This is a genomic window from Pseudomonas sp. B19125 (assembly GCF_044218855.1).
Taxonomy (GTDB): domain Bacteria; phylum Pseudomonadota; class Gammaproteobacteria; order Pseudomonadales; family Pseudomonadaceae; genus Aquipseudomonas; species Aquipseudomonas edaphica.
On sequence record NZ_CP162589.1, the window covers coordinates 4,378,486 to 4,395,104 of the forward strand.

Annotated in this window: 14 protein-coding genes; 9 read left to right on the plus strand and 5 right to left on the minus strand. The window is 61.1% G+C overall.

What is annotated here, in order from left to right:
• Nucleotides 1-34 precede the first annotated feature (34 nt).
• The 5 genes from AB4P96_RS19595 to dhaL all read left to right on the plus strand — a co-directional run bounded on the left by AB4P96_RS19595 (nucleotide 35) and on the right by dhaL (nucleotide 4,928).
• Nucleotides 35-1,042: a substrate-binding domain-containing protein gene (locus tag AB4P96_RS19595; RefSeq protein ID WP_017135923.1), complete on the plus strand. Its 1,008-nt coding sequence runs from the start codon at nucleotides 35-37 to the stop codon at nucleotides 1,040-1,042.
• 139 nt (nucleotides 1,043-1,181) lie between these two features.
• Nucleotides 1,182-1,937: an SDR family oxidoreductase gene (locus tag AB4P96_RS19600; RefSeq protein WP_395599956.1), complete on the plus strand. Its 756-nt coding sequence runs from the start codon at nucleotides 1,182-1,184 to the stop codon at nucleotides 1,935-1,937.
• A 27-nt stretch (nucleotides 1,938-1,964) separates the two neighbouring features.
• Nucleotides 1,965-3,080 (plus strand): erythritol/L-threitol dehydrogenase, encoded by a 1,116-nt coding sequence (locus AB4P96_RS19605; RefSeq protein WP_017135924.1) that lies wholly within the window; start codon nucleotides 1,965-1,967, stop codon nucleotides 3,078-3,080.
• Nucleotides 3,081-3,275: 195 nt separating this feature from the next.
• Complete coding sequence (locus AB4P96_RS19610; protein ID WP_017135925.1) at nucleotides 3,276-4,277, plus strand: dihydroxyacetone kinase subunit DhaK; 1,002 nt, start codon at nucleotides 3,276-3,278, stop codon at nucleotides 4,275-4,277.
• A gap of 3 nt (nucleotides 4,278-4,280) precedes the next feature.
• Entirely contained in the window at nucleotides 4,281-4,928 is a 648-nt protein-coding gene (dhaL, locus tag AB4P96_RS19615) for a dihydroxyacetone kinase subunit DhaL (RefSeq protein ID WP_017135926.1), read from the plus strand.
• On the opposite strand, the gene AB4P96_RS19620 is transcribed toward dhaL, so the two are convergent.
• Entirely contained in the window at nucleotides 4,885-5,784 is a 900-nt protein-coding gene (locus tag AB4P96_RS19620) for a LysR family transcriptional regulator (protein WP_395599957.1), read from the minus strand. The genes dhaL and AB4P96_RS19620 overlap by 44 nt on opposite strands.
• A 150-nt stretch (nucleotides 5,785-5,934) precedes the next feature.
• On the opposite strand from AB4P96_RS19620, the gene AB4P96_RS19625 reads away from it, so the two are divergent.
• Nucleotides 5,935-7,449: an MFS transporter gene (locus AB4P96_RS19625; protein ID WP_395599958.1), complete on the plus strand. Its 1,515-nt coding sequence runs from the start codon at nucleotides 5,935-5,937 to the stop codon at nucleotides 7,447-7,449.
• 119 nt (nucleotides 7,450-7,568) lie between these two features.
• On the opposite strand, the gene sohB is transcribed toward AB4P96_RS19625, so the two are convergent.
• Nucleotides 7,569-8,594, minus strand: a complete 1,026-nt coding sequence (sohB, locus tag AB4P96_RS19630; protein WP_017135929.1) for a protease SohB — start codon at nucleotides 8,592-8,594, stop codon at nucleotides 7,569-7,571.
• A gap of 193 nt (nucleotides 8,595-8,787) precedes the next feature.
• On the opposite strand from sohB, the gene AB4P96_RS19635 reads away from it, so the two are divergent.
• Nucleotides 8,788-9,498, plus strand: coding sequence for a histidine phosphatase family protein (locus AB4P96_RS19635; RefSeq protein ID WP_176992014.1), 711 nt, complete (start codon nucleotides 8,788-8,790; stop codon nucleotides 9,496-9,498).
• Nucleotides 9,499-9,554: 56 nt separating this feature from the next.
• Nucleotides 9,555-9,869, plus strand: a complete 315-nt coding sequence (locus AB4P96_RS19640; protein WP_395599959.1) for an SCP2 sterol-binding domain-containing protein — start codon at nucleotides 9,555-9,557, stop codon at nucleotides 9,867-9,869.
• A gap of 63 nt (nucleotides 9,870-9,932) precedes the next feature.
• On the opposite strand, the gene AB4P96_RS19645 is transcribed toward AB4P96_RS19640, so the two are convergent.
• The 3 genes from AB4P96_RS19645 to AB4P96_RS19655 form a co-directional block, all read right to left on the minus strand.
• Nucleotides 9,933-10,526, minus strand: a complete 594-nt coding sequence (locus tag AB4P96_RS19645) for a hypothetical protein (protein WP_169987639.1) — start codon at nucleotides 10,524-10,526, stop codon at nucleotides 9,933-9,935.
• 212 nt (nucleotides 10,527-10,738) lie between these two features.
• Nucleotides 10,739-13,375 (minus strand): MGH1-like glycoside hydrolase domain-containing protein, encoded by a 2,637-nt coding sequence (locus AB4P96_RS19650; RefSeq protein ID WP_395599960.1) that lies wholly within the window; start codon nucleotides 13,373-13,375, stop codon nucleotides 10,739-10,741.
• A 131-nt stretch (nucleotides 13,376-13,506) separates the two neighbouring features.
• A complete protein-coding gene (locus AB4P96_RS19655; protein WP_169987635.1) occupies nucleotides 13,507-14,916 on the minus strand; it encodes an OprD family outer membrane porin in 1,410 nt (469 codons plus the stop codon).
• Nucleotides 14,917-15,204: 288 nt separating this feature from the next.
• On the opposite strand from AB4P96_RS19655, the gene AB4P96_RS19660 reads away from it, so the two are divergent.
• Entirely contained in the window at nucleotides 15,205-16,581 is a 1,377-nt protein-coding gene (locus tag AB4P96_RS19660) for a VOC family protein (RefSeq protein WP_169987633.1), read from the plus strand.
• The last annotated feature ends 38 nt before the right edge of the window (nucleotides 16,582-16,619 follow it).

Below are 16,619 nucleotides of genomic sequence, written 5' to 3' on the forward strand. Positions count from 1 at the left end.
AGAACGACCCACAACAATAACCGGAGCTCTACTCATGAAACTTGGTACCACTTTGGCCGCTGCGGCGACCCTCACCCTGCTCGCCAGCAGCATTGCCTTTGCCGCCGATGGCAAGACCTACAAGATCGGCGCGGCCGTCTACGGCCTCAAGGGCCAGTTCATGCAGAACTGGGTCCGCGAGCTGAAAGAACACCCGGCGGTCAAAGACGGCACCGTGCAACTGACGGTGTTCGACGGCAACTATGACGCCCTGACCCAGAACAACCAGATCGAAAACATGGTGACCCAGCACTACGACGCCATCCTGTTCGTGCCGATCGACACCAAGGCCGGTGTCGGCACCGTGAAGCAAGCCATGAGCAACGACGTGGTGGTCATCGCCTCCAATACGAAAGTAGCCGATGCCTCCGTGCCTTATGTGGGTAACGACGACGTGGAAGGCGGCCGCCTGCAGGCCCAGGCCATGGTCGACAAGCTCAACGGCAAAGGTAATGTGGTGATCATCCAGGGCCCGATTGGCCAGTCGGCGCAGATCGACCGGGAAAAGGGCGAGCTGGAAGTGCTGAGCAAGCACCCGGACATCAAGATCATCGAGAAAAAGACCGCCAACTGGGACCGCGCCCAGGCCCTGACCCTCACCGAAGACTGGCTGAACGCGCACCCCAAAGGCATCAACGGCGTGATCGCGCAAAACGACGATATGGCCCTGGGTGCCGTGCAGGCGCTGAAGTCCCACGGCTTGACCTCCAAAGACGTGCCGGTCACCTCTATCGACGGCATGCCGGACGCGATCCAGGCGGCGAAGAAAGACGAAGTCACCACCTTCCTGCAAGACGCCCAGGCCCAATCCCAAGGCGCGCTGGATGTGGCGTTGCGCGCACTGGCCGGCAAGGACTACAAGCCGCAATCGGTGATCTGGGAGCGCTACGGCAAGGACGTGAAATGGGGCGATGGCACCGCCAAGAACTACATCCTGCCGTGGGTGCCCGTCACTAACGCGAATGCCGATGCGCTGTACCAACAAGTCAGCGGCGGCAAGTAGCTTGATCGTTCCCACGCTCCGCGTGGGAATGCATCCCGTGACGCTCCGCGTCACCCAACATCGGGACGCAGAGCGTCCCAGGCGGCATTCCCACGCAGAGCGTGGGAACGATCAACTGCTTTCGAAAATGGAGTCATTCATGTCTGGATTCTGGAACCAAGCCTTCGACCTCACCGGCCGTTGCGCGGTGATCACCGGCGGCGCCGCCGGCATTGGCCTGGCCTGCGCCCACCTGCTGGTGGAGCGCGGCGCCCGCGTGGCCTTGCTCGACCGCGACCCGGCGGTGGTGCACGTCGCGGCCAGCCTGGGCAACGGCCACCTGGGTATTGCCGTCGACCTCGGCCAGATCGGCCAGATACAGCGCACCATCGACAGCGTATTCGAACACTTCCAGCGCCTGGATTACCTGATCAACAGCGCCGGCGTGGTGTTGCTGGACAAGGCCATCGACGTCAGCGAAAGCGCCTGGGACACCACCCTGGACATCAATCTCAAGGCCAGCTTCTTTGTGGCCCAGGCCTGCGCCAGACACATGTTGGCGCAGGGCAGCGGGCGCATCGTCAACCTGGCCTCCCAGGCCGCCGTGATTGGCCTGGACCGTCACGTCGCCTACTGCGCGAGCAAGGCCGCCATCGTCGGCATGACCAAAGTGCTCGCCATGGAATGGGCGCCACAGATCAACGTCAACGCCATTTCCCCGACCATCGTCGAGACCGCCCTGGGCAAAAAAGCCTGGGCCGGTGAAGTGGGTGAAAAGGCCAAATTGCAGATCCCGGCCGGCCGCTTCGCCCAGCCGGAAGAAATCGCCGGGCTGGCGCTGTACCTGCTCAGCGACGCCGCGCAGATGATCACCGGCGCCAACATGGTGATCGATGGCGGCTACAGCATTCAGTAATTCATCTTTTGTCGTGAGGTTTTTGCCATGTCCACCGCCACCGAACGCACACCTGAACACCTCTCCCCGGTCATCCCGAAAACCATGCAGGCCGTGGTCTGCCACGGCCCGGAAGACTATCGCCTGGAAACTGTCGACGTGCCCACGCCCGGCCCCGACGAGATTCTCACCAAAGTCGAGCTGTGCGGCATCTGCATGGGTGACATCAAGACCTATCGCGGCGCGCCGTCGTTCTGGGGCGATGCCGAGCAACCGCGCTATGTGAAGCCGCCGATGATTCCGGGGCATGAGTTCGTCTGCCGTGTGGTTGCCCTCGGCCCAGGCGCAGAAAAACGTGGCGTGGCAGTCGGTGACCGAGTGATCTCCGAGCAGATCGTGCCGTGCTGGGGCTGCCGTTTCTGCAACCACGGCCAGTACTGGATGTGCCAGAAGCACGACCTCTACGGTTTCCAGAACAACGTGCAGGGCGCCATGGCCCAGTACATGATCTTTACCAAGGAAGGCATCATCCACAAAGTCCCGGAATCCATCGCCCCGGATGAAGCCATTTTGATCGAGCCGCTGGCCTGCTCGCTGCACGCGGCCGAACGCGCGAATGTCGACCATGACGACGTGGTGGTGGTCGCCGGTGCCGGTACCTTGGGCCTGGGCATTATCGGCGCGGTGCGCCTGCGCAACCCGAAAAAGCTCATCGTGCTGGACATGAAACCCGAACGCGCCGCCCTCGCCTTGCGCATGGGCGCCGACGAGGTGTGGAACCCGGCCGAAGTCGACGTGATGGCCAAGATCCGCGCGATCACCGACGGCTATGGGTGCGACATTTATATCGAAGCCACCGGGCACCACAAGGCGGTAAACCAGGGCCTCGCGATGCTGCGCAAGCTGGGGCGTTTCGTCGAATTCAGCGTGTTCAATGACGAGGCCACGGTAGATTGGTCGATCATCGGCGACCGCAAGGAACTGGATATTTTGGGTTCACACCTGGGACCCTACATGTACCCGCGCGCCATCGACTTTATCGGTAACCGCAAGATCGACATGCGCGACGTGGTGACTCACAAGTTTGCGCTGGCGGACTTCAAGGAAGCATTTGCGGTGATGGAGCGCGGGGACAAGTCGCTCAAAGTAGTCCTGCAACCCTGACTTCAGCGACACCCCCTGACCCTGTGGGAGCCGGGCTTCCTGTGGCGAGGGAGCTTGCTTCCGCTGACTGCGCAGCGGTCTGCGGCTTTTTGGGGGCGCTTCGCACCCCAGCGCAAGCAAGCTTGCTCGCCACAATAAGCCAGCTTTCACAATTAAAAGTGTTGCCCTTTAAGAACAAGAACAGGAACCCGCGTTATGAATCGAGTCATCAACGATCCGGACCAAGTGGTCGAGGACATGCTGCGCGGCATCCTGGTCGCGCACCCCGAGCTGCGCCAGTACGAAACCAACCCAAGGGTCATCACCAAGGCCAAGCCATCGGCAGCCGGCCGCGTCGGCATCGTCACCGGCGGCGGCTCCGGCCATGAACCGGCCTTCCTCGGTTACGTCGGCCCAGGCCTGGTGGATGCCGTGGCCGTCGGCGAGATTTTCTCTTCACCCACCGCCAAAAGCTTTTTCGACGCCTTCCGCGCCGCTGACCATGGCGCGGGCGTGGCCTGCCTGTACGGTAACTACGCCGGCGACAACATGAACGTGAAGCTGGCCATGAAAATGGCTGCCAGCAAAGACATGCGCATCCGCACCGTGGTCGCCAACGACGACGTGGCTTCCGCGCCCAAGGCCGATATCGCCAAGCGCCGTGGCGTGGCCGGCGAAATATTCATGTGGAAGATCGGCGGCGCTGCGGCTGCCCAGCATTACGACCTGGATGGCGTGATTCGCGTCGCACAGAAAACCGTGGATAACTGCCGCTCCATCGGCATCGGCCTCACGCCCTGCACCATTGCGGCCGTGGGCAAACCGAACTTCCAGATTCCCGATGGCCAGATGGAACTGGGCATCGGCCATCACGGCGAACCGGGCATTGAAGTGATCGCCATTGAACCGGCTGCCGCCATGGCCGAGCGCATGCTCGCGCCGATCCTCGCCGACCGCGATTTCAGCCAGGATGACAGTGTGGTGGTGCTGGTTTCTGGCCTGGGCGCCACACCGGTGATGGAGTTGTATGTGTTCTACGCCGAGGTCGAAAGCCAACTCAAGGCCAAGGGTTTGAAGATTCACCGTTGCTACGTCGGCAACTACTTCACCTCCCTGGAAATGATGGGCGTGACCCTGACCCTGCTCGGCCTCGACGCGGAGCTTAAAACCCTGATCGACCAACCCTGCCGTTCCATCGGCATGACCCAGGCGGAGTGAACCATGAGCCAGCATTTTTCCACCCGCGACGGCAGCGCCATTGTCGCTGACCTGGTCAGCGTGATCGTGGCCAACCGTGAATACCTCAGTGAAATCGACGGCGCCATTGGCGACGGCGACCACGGCATCAACATGGCCAAGGGCTTTGCCCATTGCGGGCGCAGCCTCGAAGGCCGCCAGTTGACCCTGGCCGAAGCCCTGGATGAACTGACCCTGAGCCTGATGGAAGGCATCGGCGGCTCCATGGGGCCGCTGTATGGCAGCCTGTTTATCGGCATGGCCGACGAAGTGCGCAGCAGCGATGACATCGACGCGGCAACCTTTGCCCACCTGCTGCGCGGCGGCCTGACCTCGTTGCAGGACATCACCGAAGCGGGCGTGGGCGACAAGTGCTTGATGGACACGCTGATCCCGGCAGTTGAAGCCTTTGAGCGTGCGCATGCCAGTGGCGCGTCGTTTAATGATGCGCTGGAGGCGATGAAAACCGCCGCGTCCCAAGGGCGCGATTCGACCAAAGACCTGATCGCCAAAATCGGTCGCGCCAGCCGCCTGGGCGAGCGCTCGCTGGGTGTACTGGATGCGGGGGCGGTGTCGTGCTGCCTGATTCTTACGCGCCTGGCCGATTCGGTGCAGCCACGGCTGACTGCTTGACCTGCTGGATATAACGCGCCACCGCCGGCGCTTTTTCAAAGCGCCGGTGAATCAGCGACAGCCACGACAACGCTGCATCATCCTGATGAATCGTGCGGTAGACCACGCCCGGCAAACCCACATGCCCGACCATCGATGCCGGCACCACCGCCACGCCCTGCCCTAACGACACCAACGCCACCACCGCAACCAACCCGCCCGGCTGCGGCCCCAGGCGCGGCGCGAAGCCGCCTTGGGCCGCCACGTGCAAGGTGCCGTTGATTTGTTCCGGCAATATAAACGTCTCGTTTTGCAGGTGTTCGCAGCCGATGACCTTAAGCCCCAGCAGCCAGGAGTCCTGAGGCAGCGCCAACACAAAGCCTTCGCTGTCCAGGCGCACTGCCTCCACGCCGTCGGGCAAGGTCATGGGCGAGCGGATATAGCCGATGTCATAACGCCCGTCGGCCACCGCGCCGGGCAAGGACGCCATGGCGCATTCGCGCACATTCACGCTCACATCGGGAAACGCCTGGCTGAACGCCTGCATTTGTTTTTGCAGCAGCCCCGAATACACCGCCGAAGCCACATAGCCCAATTCGATATGCCCGATTTCTCCCCGCCCGGCGCGCTGGGCGTTGCGTTGGGCGAACTCGAACTGGCGCACGGTGGCTTCAGCCTCGATCAGCAAGGCGGTGCCGGCTTCGGTGAGGCTGACTTCACGTTGCTGACGGATAAACAGGCGCGTGCCCAGCGTGGCTTCCATGTCCTGAATTTGGCGGCTCAAGGTCGGCGGCGCGATGCCCAGTTGCTCGGCAGCGCGGGTGAAATTGCGCTGCCTGGCGACGGCGAGGAAGTAGCGGAAATGGCGGATTTCCATTTTTGAATTAGCTCAAAGGTAATGAAGTGCGGCGCTCCAGCTAATAAAACAGACCATAGTCGGAGATAAGCTCAGCGCACACCTACACTAGAGAGCCCTTGCGATGCACGTCAACTGTCTTTCCAACATTACCTGTAAGGCAATCAAGACATGAGCCGGGTCAGCCCGCGCCTCACCCTGCTGACCGCCTCCGGCGTCTGCTCGCTGATTGTGCTCGACACCAATATCGTCGCCGTCACCCTGCCAAGTATTGCGCGCGACCTGGGTGCGAATTTCGCCGATATCGAGTGGGTGGTCAGCGCCTACATGCTGGCGTTCGCCGCGTTATTGCTGCCCGCCGGCAGCATCGCCGACCGCTTTGGTCGCAAGCGGTCGCTGATCTGGGGCTTGAGCATTTTCATCCTCGCCTCGCTGGGCTGTGGCGCTGCACCGAATGCGTTGCTCCTGGACATCGCCCGCGCCGTCAAAGGTGTCGGCGCAGCCTTGCTGCTGACCGCTGCCCTGGCCTCCATCGGCCACACCTTTCACGATGAAGTAGAGCGTGCCAAAGCCTGGGCGTTCTGGGGTGCCTGCATGGGCGTGGCGATGACCGCCGCGCCGACACTGGGCGGCGTGATCACCCAGTACCTGGGCTGGCGCTGGATCTTCTACCTCAACCTGCCCGTGGGCCTGGGGTTGATGGCGTTGGCGCTGCGGGCGATTCCCGAATCACGCGACACTCAATCGGCACGCCTGGACCCGTGGGGCAGCCTGGCCTTCAGTGCCAGCCTGCTGTGCCTGATCTGGGGTTTGATCGAGGCCAATCGCATCGGCTGGGACAGCGCGCTGACCTACGCGCGCCTGATTGGCGGCGCAGTGTTGCTGGCGGTGTTTGTGCTGGTCGAACGTGTGCAGCAGCGGCCTATGGTCGACTTGCAACTGTTCCGGCACCCGCGTTTTATCGGCGCGCTGCTGGGGATGTTTGCCTACGCCGGGTGCGCTCAGGTGATGATGACGTTGCTGCCGTTTTATCTGCAAAACGGTCTGGGGTTTTCGGCCATAGCGTCGGGTCTGGGTATGTTGCCGTTTGCCCTGACCATGCTTATTTGCCCACGCATCGGTGCACGGCTGGCCGGACGCTTTGCGCCTGCAACGATGATGGCAACCGGTTTGATTCTGGTGGGCTGCGGCAACCTGTTAAGCGCCTGGGCGGTCAATGCGGGCGGTTATCTGCCCTTCGCGCTGGCGATTGCGGTGACGGGCGCCGGTGCGGGCCTGCTCAATGGCGACACGCAGAAAAACATCATGGCCTGCGTGCCACGTGACCGCGCGGGCATGGCGTCGGGCATGAGTACCACCATGCGTTTCAGCGCGATCATGTTGGCCATCGGCGTGTATGGGGCGTTGCTGAGCAGCCATAGTGAGCAGTTGCTGAGCACAAGTGTCGACCCGCAATGGCAGGCGCAGGTGGCGGGGATTGCGTCGCGAGTTGTGGCCGGGGATATGCCGGCGGCGATGGGCTTGCTGCCGGAACCGGCGCGGGCGATGGTGCAGCCATTGGCCCGACAGGCGTTTGTGGGTGGGTTCAGCGGGGTGTTGTGGGTGGCGGGGTTGTTGGGGTTGCTGGGGGCATTGGTGGTGGGGACGTTGATGCGAAAGCCGATACCCGCCCTGGCGCAAAACTAAAATGTGGGAGCGGGCTTGCCCGCGATTACGGTGTATCAGCCGACAACTATGTTGCCTATGCCACCGCCATCGCGGGCAAGCCCGCTCCCACATGGATCACCTGGGTCTTCAGATGTGGGTTACCAGAACCGCTGCTGGGTCAACCGGCTCCACCAGGTCAGCAATACACGGTCCACCGAGCCGCTGGCCGCCAGGCCCACGCGTTCTTGCAGGCTTTTACGCTCGGCGTAGTGCAGGTGGAACACCTCGGCCGTCTTGGCCTTGGTCGCCAGGTATTCGTCGCTGGTTTGCAGTTCATCGACCAACTGTTTGTCGAGCGCTGCAACACCCAGCCACACTTCTCCGGTCGCGACGTCATCGATTGCCAACTGCGGGCGATAGCGCGACACAAAGTTCTTGAACAACTGATGGGTGATGTCCAGGTCTTCCTGGAACTTCTCCCGCCCCTTCTCGGTGTTTTCGCCAAACACGGTGAGGGTGCGTTTGTATTCACCGGCGGTCAGCACTTCAAAGTCGATGTCGTGCTTTTTCAGCAGGCGATTGACGTTGGGCAGCTGCGCCACCACGCCAATGGAGCCGAGGATGGCAAAGGGTGCGCTGATGATCTTCTCGCCAATGCACGCCATCATGTAGCCGCCGCTGGCCGCAACCTTGTCGATGCACACGGTCAACGGCACGCCGGCCTGACGAATACGCGCCAGCTGCGACGAGGCCAGACCATAGCTGTGCACCATGCCGCCGCCGCTTTCCAGGCGCAGCACCACTTCGTCTTTCGGCGTGGCCAGGCTCAGCAGCGCGGTGATTTCATGGCGCAGGCTCTCGGTGGCCGAGGCCTTGATGTCGCCGTCAAAATCCAGCACAAATACCCGTGGCTTGGCCTCGGGTTTCTTCTTGCTGTTCTTCTTTTCGGTCTTGCTTTCGGATTTGCGCAGGGCCTTGAGCTGGTCCTTGTCGAGCAGGCTCGACTCGAGGCGCTCACGCAGGCCTTTGTAGAAATCATTGAGCTTGCTGACCTGCAATTGGCCGGCGGATTTGCGCCGCCCCTTGCTGCGCAACGCGGCGAAACTGATCAGTACCACCAGAATAGCGACCACCAGGGTGACGGTCTTCGCCAGAAAGCTCGCGTATTCGGCCAAAAAATCCATATGTCTCCTTAAAAAAGCACGGCGCCAGGCGCGGATGGCCCCAGCATACCGACGGCACCGCCTTCGGACCAGTGCTCAAACCGCCAGCAGTCGGCCTCTAACGCACTTTTAAAACAAGCGTATGTTTTTTCATTGACAGCTCCCTGCCATCCTCATAACCTCGCCAGACTTTCAACGTACCGGGAAAACGGACGTGGGCAGCATCTATCTGATTCGACATGGCCAGGCCTCCTTCGGTGCAGACGACTATGACGTCCTGTCGCCCGTCGGCGTAGAGCAAGCGCAAGTACTCGGTCGCCACCTGGCCGACCTGGGCCTGACGTTTGACCGCTGCCTGTCTGGCGACCTGCGTCGCCAGCAGCACACTGCCTCCGCCGCATTCGATCAATACCGTGCCCTCGGCCTGTCAGCCCCAGCACTGGAAATCGACCCGGCCTTCAACGAATTCGACGGCGAAGCGATCATCCGCACCCTGCTCCCCGACCTGCTGACCACCGAGCCTCACGCCTTGGATATCCTGCGCAACGCTGCGCAAAACCGCAGTGAGTTCCAGCGCATTTTCGCCCTGATCATCGAGCGCTGGCTGGCCGGCACCTACGACCCGCCCGGTCTGGAAAGCTGGCTGGGTTTCGTGGAACGTGTGCAGGGCGGCCTGCAACGCATCCTGGAAGCAGCCGAGAACACCGACAAGATCGCCGTGTTTACTTCCGGCGGCACCATTACCGCCCTGCTCCACCTGATTACCCGAATGCCTGCCGCACAGGCCTTTGAACTGAACTGGCAAATTGTTAACACCTCGCTCAACCAGCTTAAATTCCGTGGTCGCGAGGTGGCACTGGCTTCCTTCAACAGTCATACCCACTTGCAACTGTTGAAGGCGCCGCAGCTCATCACATTCCGATGAATTGCGGCCAACCGTGACCCCAAGGTCACTGGACTCTACCTTAAAGGATCGAAACCATGACTGACGTAGCCAAAGCTGTAGAAGCAATGAAAGCCAAATTCAACCCAGGCGCTGCCGACGGCCTGGACCTGGTGTTCGGTTTCCGTATCGACGACACCCAGAACTTCTCGCTGGTAGTCAAGAACAACACCTGCGAACTGTTGGAAGGCGAAAACCCTGACGCCCAGGTTACCCTGGTGACCGACGGCGAAACCATGGAAGGCATCGTCAGCGGCGAGACCGACGGCATGCAGGCCTTCATGAGCGGCAAGCTGCGCACCGAAGGCGACATGATGCTGGCCATGAAACTGAGCGAGCTGTTCCCGGCCTGATAACGCCGCGCTCAAAAAAAATCCCGCCTTTCGGCGGGATTTTTCGTTCAGCCAGCCTCCCGGTCAGCGGGTGTTGGCGTTATCCATTTCTTCGAACGTGTCCATGTACGCAGGGTCATTACCATCGTTTTCACGAATCACACGCCCTTCATACTCGGCGGTGATTTCACCGGTATTGACGTCAAGCCCAACCACGATCACCAGCTTGTATTTGCCCACTTGCAAGTACATGTCATAGAGGTCCCGGGGTTCATCAGGTGCCATAAAAAAGCTGTAGCTATAACGTACGCGCTTGGTTAACACGGGCCACTGTGCTTCAAACGTGCGGGAATCGAAGGATGGGAGCACATCGCTGATTCCACGCAGCGCGGCCTCGACCAGTTGGTCATTGTCCTTGGCCTTGAAGACCACCGGATGAGTGCGAGTCATCGACCGCATCGGGTTGGGAACAATATCCGTTTCAAGGCGGTACATGCCGCTGCTGAACCACTTTGTTGCATCGAAGGTGTCGTCACCTTTCTCGCATTCGCGGCAATGCATCATCAGCGGGGCCGCGGCGCTTTCTCGGGAATACAGTGAAGTCATGAACACACCGCAGGTGAGCAGCAATACCCCCAATAGGCCTGCACTGCCAACCCGCGCGATAACATTCGCCATCGTCTACATCCTTGTCTGAAGGGGCGGCGAATTTACCTGATTCAGACCTTTTGGTGGCGGGAATTTTTTGCCGGCCAGTTCGCAAGCGATGTCGTTTCAATGTGGGAGCTGGCTTGCCTGCGATAGCGGTGGGTCAGCCCACCCGTGTGTGGCTGATACACCGCTATCGCAGGCAAGCCAGCTCCCACAGAAATGCAAACCAGTGGTGCAGCTTAGATTTTCGGCTGCAATAGCAACGCCACCAACGCACTCCACCCGGTCTGATGCGACGCCCCCAGGCCACGCCCGGTTTCGCCATGGAAATACTCATGGAACAACACCAGATCGCGACTGGCCGGGTCCGCTTCCAATTGCGCATAGCCCGCCATCGACGGGCGCAGGCCATCTTCATCGCGCAAAAACAAGCGGGTCAAACGTTGGCTGAGGCTGTCGGCCACTTCTTCCAGGGACGCCAGATAACCACTGCCCGTCGGGTACTCCACCGAGAAGTTATCCGCGTAGTAGCGGTGAAACTCGCGCAGCGATTCGATCAGCATGTAGTTCACCGGCATCCACAACGGCCCGCGCCAATTGGAGTTGCCGCCGTACAAGCGTGAGTCGGACTCGCCGGGCTGGTAGCGCGCGCACAGGGTGTCGCCGTTCATCTTCAGCGCCAGCGGCTGCTCGGCAAAGGCCTTGGATAATGAGCGCACGCCAAACGTCGACAAAAACTCCTGGTCATCGAGCATGCGCCGCAGCAGGTCCTTGGTGCGCTCGCCGCGCAGCAAGGCGAGCAACAGGCGGTTGCCCTGCCCCGGTTCGTTCCAGCGCGACACCAGCTTGGCCAGGTCCGGCCGGTGTTTCATAAAGCCCAGCAGCCGCTCACGCAAGCCTTGCAGGCCTTCGTGCTCGCGTTGCTCCAGCACCAACACGGCAAACAACGGCATCAGGCCGACGATGGAGCGCAGGCGCACCGGCTCGCTCTGGCCGTCCGGGCGGTGCAGCACATCGTAGAAGAACTGGTCCTGCTCATCCCACAAGCCTTCGGCGCTGTCGTCGACACGGTTGATCGCACCGGCGATGTACAGGAAGTGCTCGAAAAACTTCACAGCGATATCCACGTACACCCCATTGCGCTTGGCCAGTTCCAGGCCGATGCGCATCAGGTCCAGGGCATAGGCGGCGACCCACGCGGTGCCGTCGGCCTGATCCAGCTGGTAGCCGGGCGGCAAGGTGGCCGAGCGGTCGAACAAGGCGATGTTGTCCAGGCCCAAAAAGCCGCCCTGAAACAGGTTGCGGCCCTCGGCGTCCTTACGGTTGACCCACCAGGAAAAATTCAGCAGCAGCTTGTGGAAAATCCGCTCGAGGAAATCCATGTCACCCACGCCGGTCAGCGCCTTGTCCTGCTGATACACGCGCCAACTGGCCCAGGCATGCACCGGCGGGTTGGCGTCGTCGAAACGCCATTCATACGCCGGCAACTGGCCATTGGGGTGCATAAAACGGTCTTTGACCAGCAACAACAACTGTTGCTTGGCATACCCCGGATCAATCAGCGCCATCGCTACGGCCTGGAAGCCCTGGTCCCAGGAGGCGTACCACGGGTACTCCCAGGTGTCGGGCATGGACAGGATGTCGAAGTTCGACAAGTGCCGCCAATGGGTATTGCGGATGTGCAGGCGCTCGGGCGGCGGCGCGGGTTGGGCCGGGTCGCCGTCGAGCCACTGGTTTACATCAAAGTAGTAGAGCTGCTTGGACCACACCAACCCGGCCAGGGCCTGGCGCTGTACATTGCGCGCGTCAGCATCGGCAATGCCTTGCTGCAGGGCGGCGTAGAAGTCGTCCGCCTCCTGGCGACGCAGCTCGAACAGCTTGCGTGCATTGACCTCAGGCGCGTCCACCGGCGCAAACCGCAGGTACAGGGTTTTGCTCTGCTGGCCCGCCAGTTCGAGGCTGAAACGCGCGGCGACCTTGGTGCCCGTGTCGCGACGGATTGCCGAGTCTGCGCCGCCCACCACGTAGTCGTTGATGCCGTCCTTGAACGGCCCCTGCGCCGGTTGCCCATCGAGCTTGGGGAAGTTGCTTTCGTTTTCGCAGAACAGCCACTCCAGGCCGTCCTCGCCCCAGGCGCTGAGATGGCGATCGGTCAGCTCATGATGCCGGGCCAGCACCCGTTCACCGTCCAGGCGCAACTGCGGCTTGGGCGCGTCAAAGGTCCAGCTCCAGTCATTACGCGCCCACAGTTGGGGCAGCACCTGCACACGCGTCGGCTGGTCCGCGCGATTGTGCACGGTGACGCGCATGAAAATATCATCGGGCTGATGCTTGGCGTATTCGACCGTTACATCACAGTAGCGGTTGTCTTCGAATACGCCGGTGTCGAGCACTTCGTACTCGGCATCCTCAAGCCCACGGCGGGCGTTTTCGGCGATCAGGTCGGCGTAGGGAAACGCCGCATGCGGGTATTTGTAGAGCATGCGCATATAGGCATGGCTGGGCACGCCGTCGACAAAAAAGTACAGCTCCTTGACGTCTTCGCCGTGGTTGCCCTCGGCGTTGTTAAGGCCGAACAGGCGCTCCTTGATGATGCTGTCACGCTCGTTCCACAGCGCCAAGCCCAGGCACCAGCGTTGCGCCTTGTCGCTGAAGCCGGCCAGGCCGTCCTCGCCCCAACGGTAGGCGCGGCTGCGGGCGTGTTCGTGGGGGAAGTAGGCCCAGGCATCGCCGTCGGCGCTGTAGTCTTCGCGCACCGTGCCCCATTGGCGTTCACTCAGATACGGGCCCCACTCGCGCCAGCGCTCGGCGTCTTCGGCGGCCAGGCGCTGGCCTTCAAGGGTTGCAAGGATGTTGGTTGCGGGCGTGGCCGTCATTGGGTCCTCCATCACTGACACAGTGGGGGCAGTGTAGAACCCATCCGTGCGCGGATGCACATGAAGTCGTGTTCGCGCGCGCAAAAAAAGAGGCCGCTGACTAGGCGGCCTCCGTTTGTGGCGGCGCGAGCTTAGAAGATCGCGTAGGTGTAGTTGAAGATCAGGCGCGTCTGGTCCTGGTCCGCAGTGCCGGTGTTGTGACCTTTGTAAGTACCAGTACGGAAGGTGGTGCCGAAGCCTTTGAGCGGGCCTTGCTGCACCACGTAGTCCAGGCGGAAGTCGGTTTCGTTTTCTTTCTGATCCGAACCACCGGCCACTTTGGACTTGATGCCCGTGCCGTCCAGGTACGCCACGGAGGCTTTCAAGCCTGGCACAAGGGCCTTGAAGTCGTAGGAGTACTGGCCAAAATTGACCTGCTCGCCCGCGCGGGAAAACTGGCCCACCACGGCGTCGGTGAACAGGTAGAAGTCGCTGCCGCCCGCGCCTTGTGCGTTTGGATCAGCGATGCTGCCCTGGTTGACCCAGACGAAGCCGCCGTCATCGCTCACACCGATGTGACCGAGCATCAGGCTGCTGCCGCCCAACTGGTAAGTGAACGCGGCGCTGTAGGTTTTGTTGTCCACTTCACCGGCGTGCTTGGCGTAGCCGCCGTTGTTGTTGAACTGGTAGCCGGCGTCACCGTTTTTGCCGTCGCTGGTGCTGTCGAAATAACGCAGGTCAGTCTTGAACGATTGGTCATTGCCCAATGGCAGCACGTGAACCAGGCCGAAGTAGTTCTGTTTGTAGAAGTCCTGCAGGTCGGCGTAGTAGTACTGCAACGTCAGGTTTTTAGCGATGGCGTTGTCGGACGAGCCAAACGGTTTGTAGTCCACACCGCCGAACTTGAAGCTGTCGCTGTCGCGGGTACCGCCGGCAACGCTCAAGCCCGTGGAGTTGCTGGAAGCACGGCCTTCGGCACGGTTGAGCTCACCACCGGTGAAGGTCACGTTGGGGATGTCGTTGGAGGTCAGGATGCCGCCGTCGAAGGTCTGCGGCGCCACACGGCTGTCGTTGGAAACCAGAATAGGCAACACCGGGGCCAAACCGCCACCAACGTGCAACTCGGTCTGGGAAATACGGAATTTCACGTTACCCGCAGCGCGACTGAAACTGTCGGCGGGTTCAGTGCCGTTGTTTTTGGTCGGGAAGAAGCTGTTGCCGTTACCCGCCAGGCCCGGGCCTGCGGCGTGGCCGTCGCCACCGTCCAGACGCAAGGCGCCGAACGCCATTACGTCAAAACCGACGCCAAGGGTGCCTTGGGTGTAGCCGGATTTGTAGTCAAAACGCAGCAAGGTCGCGGCTTCGCGCAGATCGTTGTTGGTGCCCGAACGGTTGTCGGCGCTGTAGTACATGGTCCGCGAGCTGACAGCCGCATGGCTGTCTTCAAGAAAACCGCTGTGCCCCGTGCCCGTGCCCAGAGAACCGAGCCCGAAGTCATCAGCGCACGCGTGTTGCGCGAGCAACGCTGCGGTGATGGATAACGCCAGTGTAGAAATTTTCATGTGTAACGGCCCCTAAACATTTTTTTATGTGCGTTGTGTGCAAACGGCGTTTTCATCCCTACAAACGTAACGATTGTTTCATGAGGACCGGGGCGCGCCTCGTGAAGAATTAGTTAGGAAAGTACCCGTGAAAATGAAATTTTCCTGGCGCCGATTTTTGTCATATTCATGTCATTTCATTCATTTGCAGAATGAAGTCCTGAGGATTCTTCGTTTGCCAGCCCCCTTAAAGCCCAACAGAATCCAGAGAAAGGCCGCACCCTCACCACCGTGTTCAGGAATTTTTCTATGCCAAGTGCCGCGTATGTCAGCCCCGACGAGATTCGCAAAGACTTTTCCAGGGCCATGTCCGACATGTACCGAGATGAAGTTCCGCTTTATGGCGCGCTGATGGAGTTGGTGGCCGAGACCAACACGCGGGTTTTGGACAGTGATTCCGGCCTGGCCAAACAACTGCAGCGCACCGGTGAAATGGAGCGCCTGGCCATGGAACGCCACGGCGCCATCCGCCTGGGCACCGCCCATGAGCTGGTCACCATCGGCCGTCTGTTTGCGGTGATGGGCATGCAGCCGGTGGGCTATTACGACCTCACACCCGCCGGTGTGCCGGTGCATTCCACCGCCTTTCGCGCTGTGCATGAACAGGCGCTGCAGGCCAGCCCGTTCCGCGTCTTTACGTCCTTGCTACGCCTGGAACTGATCGAAAACCTCGAGCTGCGCGCCTTCGCCGAAAGCGCCCTGGCCAAACGCTCGATTTTCACCCCTGGCGCCTTGGCGCTGATCGAGCAAGCCGAACGCGACGGTGGCCTTAACGCGGCGGATGCCCAAGCCTTTATCCGCGAGGCTTTGGAAACCTTTCGCTGGCACCACACCGCCACCGTGACCGGCGCCCAATACCAGCAATTGAGCGACCAGCATCGCCTGATCGCCGACGTGGTGGCGTTCAAAGGTCCGCATATCAATCACCTGACCCCACGTACTCTGGACATCGATCAGGTGCAGGCCGCGATGCCCGGCAAAGGCATCACGCCCAAAGCCGTGATCGAAGGTCCGCCACGTCGCCAGTGCCCGATCCTGCTGCGTCAGACCAGCTTCAAGGCGCTCGACGAGCCCATCGCGTTTACCGACGCAAAAGGCAGCCACAGCGCGCGTTTCGGCGAAATAGAACAACGGGGTGTGGCGTTGACGCCAAAGGGTCGCGCCCTGTACGACCAGTTGCTGAACGCGGCGCGCGACGAACTGGGCGCCTTCCCGAATGAGGGCAACGCTGCACGTTACGTCGAATTGATGGCGCAACACTTCCAGGCCTTCCCCGATAACCACGCGCAGATGCGTGAACAGGAACTGGCGTATTTCCGCTACTTCGTCACCGAGCAAGGCTTGGCGGCACGCGGCCAGGCCGGTCAGCCGCAAACGTTGGAGGCCTTGATGGCGGCCGGGCACGTGGCGGTGGAGCCTTTGGTATATGAGGATTTTCTGCCGGTGAGTGCGGCGGGGATTTTCCAGTCGAACCTGGGCGATGCGGCGCAAAGTCACTACACAGCCCATTCGAACCAGGCTCAATTCGAGCAGGCGCTGGGCCGCCGGACGATTGATGAATTGAAGCTGTATGCCGAGACGCAGCAGCGCTCCATGGATGAATGCATCCAGGCGCTGCGTGCATGAAATAGGATGCCCGCCCGGCTCAGCAGCGCAATCCTTGC